This is a genomic window from Acidobacteriota bacterium (assembly GCA_016196065.1).
Taxonomy (GTDB): Bacteria; Acidobacteriota; Terriglobia; order Terriglobales; family Acidobacteriaceae; genus Acidiflorens.
In genome coordinates, this window is the sequence record JACPYL010000005.1 from 1 (window position 1) to 2,628 (window position 2,628).

The 2,628-nt window shown below is 55.4% G+C and carries 3 protein-coding genes; 2 read left to right on the forward strand and 1 reads right to left on the reverse strand.

What is annotated here, in order from left to right:
• A partial coding sequence (locus HY010_01005; protein ID MBI3474284.1) for a DEAD/DEAH box helicase family protein occupies positions 1 to 1,103 on the reverse strand: 1,103 nt, incomplete at its 3' end.
• 101 nt (positions 1,104 to 1,204) lie between these two features.
• On the opposite strand from HY010_01005, the gene HY010_01010 reads away from it, so the two are divergent.
• Positions 1,205 to 2,392, forward strand: a complete 1,188-nt coding sequence (locus tag HY010_01010) for an ISAzo13 family transposase (GenBank protein MBI3474285.1) — start codon at positions 1,205 to 1,207, stop codon at positions 2,390 to 2,392.
• 80 nt (positions 2,393 to 2,472) lie between these two features.
• A partial coding sequence (locus HY010_01015; protein ID MBI3474286.1) for an RpiB/LacA/LacB family sugar-phosphate isomerase occupies positions 2,473 to 2,628 on the forward strand: 156 nt, incomplete at its 3' end.

Genomic DNA, 2,628 nt, shown 5'->3' on the forward strand with positions numbered 1-2,628 from the left:
AATGGGCTGAGGGTGGGCAGGGCAATGTCCTTGTCCAGCTTCGCCGGGTCGGGTTGGATGGTGACGATCTCAAGTTTGTCTTTGCCGACTTGGAAGGTCTCTAACTCCAACCCCTCCTGCCGCTCCAGGTCTTCGACGAACTCAATAAATTTTTTGTTGCCGATCACGTCCACCCGTTCGGTATAGCCGATGGTGCTATTGCGAAACATGAGGCGCAAGCCGCGCCCGATGGTTTGCTCCGGCAGGATGTTGGCCTTCGAGGTGTAGGGCCGCAAGCCGACGATCACCGTCACGTTTTGCACATCCCACCCCTCACGAAGCATGAGCACGCTCACAATGGCATTGACCGGGCTGGCCGCCATGTCCACATCCCGCGCCGCTTGCCGGGCTGTGTCCAAATCGCCTTTGGCTATCTCGCCGGATCGGTTCGTGTGAAGGGTCAATAGTTTGTCCCCGCCAAACTCGGAGGGGTAGGTCTTTTGCAGGTAGTCGGCCACATCGTCGGCTTCGCTGGTGTCGTTCATCATGACAAACAGGATCGGTTTCTTGCCAAGAGGAGCCAATTGATCGCGGTATTCGCGCCAACGATTCGCGCCCGCCGTGAGGTAGGCTTTATAGCGGGTGCTGGCAACCAATGAAGTAATTTCGTGAATGCCGCTCGTGAGTCCCTTGACGGGCCGTTTTACAATGCCGTCAATGATTGCTTGTTTGAGGGGATAGTCCGAGACTGTCCAAGAGAAAAGGCTGCCCTTCTGGTAACGGGGGGTAGCCGTAAAGTCTAATTGCGCGGTGAGGCCGCCCCTCACCGACTCATACAATCGCCGGATAATCTGACTCCAGGCGCTATCTTCGTCGTGGGTGTGGTGGGCTTCGTCGTTGACAACCAGGAGCGGGCCGCCCCGCTTGATGATCCGCTTATCAAAATCCTCAATCGCGTTGGGAGTCGCGGGCGGCCTGGGGCCAAGCATCGCCGCCATTTCGTCGGGTTCATCCGACTCGCCGGCCTCGTCGTTATCGGCGTGCAGTTGGTCAACGTTCGTCAGGTATAGGAACGAGAATTTATTAACTGTCCGAAATAGGCTTGCGCATTTTTTGCCCTTGATCTGTTTCGTTCAAAGCGTTAGGCTTGACAGGAACGGTTAGACTCCCGGACTTGATTTGGAGCGAAATGATGCAGCCCTATCCCCCTGAGATTGAGCAGACGATGAAGAAGTACTATGCCACGCTCTCCGAAAAAGACCGGCGGCGCTATGCGGCCGTGGAAGCGCTGAAATTGGGACACGGCGGACAAGGCTACATCGCCAAGTTGCTGGGCTGTAATGAAAAGACGGTCAGCCGAGGCTTGGAGGAGTTGGCCGAACTGCCAGCCCAGCCTCTTTATGAACCCTTGCTCCGAAAACCAGGGGCTGGGCGCACGCCCTATGACGAGGTGCATCCAGATATTGACCGGCAATTTCTGGAAGTCCTGAAAGACCACACCGCGGGCGACCCGATGGACGAGCGGGTGGTCTGGACCGACTTGACCCCGCAGGACATTGCTGGACTGTTGGCCAAGCATCATCAAGTGTGGGTCAGCAAGAGTGTGGTGCGCAAACTGCTCCACAAGCACAAGTACCGTCGCCGACAGGCGCAAAAGAAACAAACACTGAAAGCGGTGGCTCACCGCAATGAACAATTCACCCGGATTGCTGAGTTGAAAGCCGAATTTCAGGCGGCCGGCAACCCGATCATCAGCTTTGATACCAAGAAAAAAGAGTATGTGGGCAACTTCTACCGTGACGGCCACTTGTATACCTTGGAAGAACTCCGGACTTACGACCACGACTTCAACAGCGAGGCTGACGGAATCATCATTCCGCACGGCATCCTGGATTTGCAGCGCAATCTCGGCTATCTCCATCTCGGCACCAGCAAGGACACCAGCGAATTCGTTTGTGATTGCCTTCAGGCCTGGTGGACTCAGCATGGACGGGCTGACTATCCCCAGGCGACGGCGATTCTAGGCTTGTGTGATGGCGGCGGCAGCCACAGCGCCCGCCAGTACATTTTCAAGGAAGACTTGCAGAAGCTGGCCGATGAGCTTGGGATTGAAATCCGAATCGCGCATTATCCGCCCTACTGTTCCAAGTACAACCCGATTGAGCACCGTTTGTTTCCCCACGTCACCCGTGCCTGCCAGGGCGTGATTTTCACCAGCCTGACCTTGGTCAAAGAACTGATGGAAAAGACCAAAACCAGCAAGGGCTTGAAGGTCGTCGTCGACATCATCGAGAAAGTTTATCAGACCGGGCGCAAAGCGGCTGAAGACTTCAAAACGAAGATGCGCATTATCTTTGATGAACTTCTGCCGCAATGGAATTATCGCGCCCTTCCAAATCAGACAGTTATTTAATTCCCGTTCCTAATTACCACGAATTGAAATCAAAAATAATTCGTGCGAATTCGCACGAAGCGATTCGTGGCAAAGCTCTTATGAAGATTGCCATTGCCTGCGACCACGGCGGCTTCGTCCTCAAGGAGACCGCCCTCAAAGTTGTGATGCAAGCCGGCCACGAGATTCTCGACCTCGGCACTTTCACCGCCGACCCGGTGGACTACCCCGACTACGCCCGCGCCGTCGGCGAAGCC